Genomic DNA, 649 nt, shown 5'->3' with positions numbered 1-649 from the left:
GACGCTGGCGAAATGCCGAGCCAAGCCCGCCAGCATACGTTTCGGCCCGGAAAGGAACCGGAAAAACAACGGCTTGGCGGCCTGGACCCCAGCTGGACCCCCGGAGGCCAGCCCCGGTCGTCCACCTCGGGATTGGCGCTGGTTTGCTTGAGCGCACGACCCCGAGTATACCGTCATGGATAGCGTCAGCGGGGCGATCCGTCTCGCCGTCCGGTGTCTCGCAGGAAAGTGTCTCGCGCGAACGTCGAACCTTGAAAACCTCATCGCGCAGCTTGTGCCACCACGAACTCCATCGACCGCTTCTGCGGCACGCGCCTCCCGTTCAGCCGCCAGACGATGACCGCGATCCCGTACTGCCAGCGCCGGTTTGCGGTGGCACGGCTGATGCCGAGCTCCCAACAGATCGGTTTCCACGGCTTCCGGTTCGCCCGGAGCCAGAGCAAGCGCGCGTCGGCGGGGTCGAGCCAGCGCAGCCAGAGCAGCGCATCCTCGGCCTGCGTGATGTCGCGCGGTCCTGGCTTCGGCCGGCGGGTTCGGGGCTCCTGGCCGACCTGATCGGCGAAGCTGTGGAAGTACTCGGGCCAGGCGTTGAAGTAGCCCTGCGGCTTCACCTCAGGCAGCGAACGGAACACGTCGGCCGCGCTCTCGA

At 67.0% G+C, this 649-nt stretch carries 1 protein-coding gene; it reads right to left on the bottom strand.

The genetic code is table 11. The features are described from left to right. Nucleotides 1–260: 260 nt before the first annotated feature. A partial coding sequence (locus OCGS_RS15215; protein ID WP_040610808.1) for a DUF6362 family protein occupies nt 261–649 on the bottom strand: 389 nt, incomplete at its 5' end.

The sequence above is a fragment of the Oceaniovalibus guishaninsula JLT2003 genome (genome assembly GCF_000299575.1).
Classification (GTDB): domain Bacteria; phylum Pseudomonadota; class Alphaproteobacteria; order Rhodobacterales; family Rhodobacteraceae; genus Palleronia; species Palleronia guishaninsula.
This window is presented reverse-complemented; position numbering and strand designations above follow the sequence as displayed.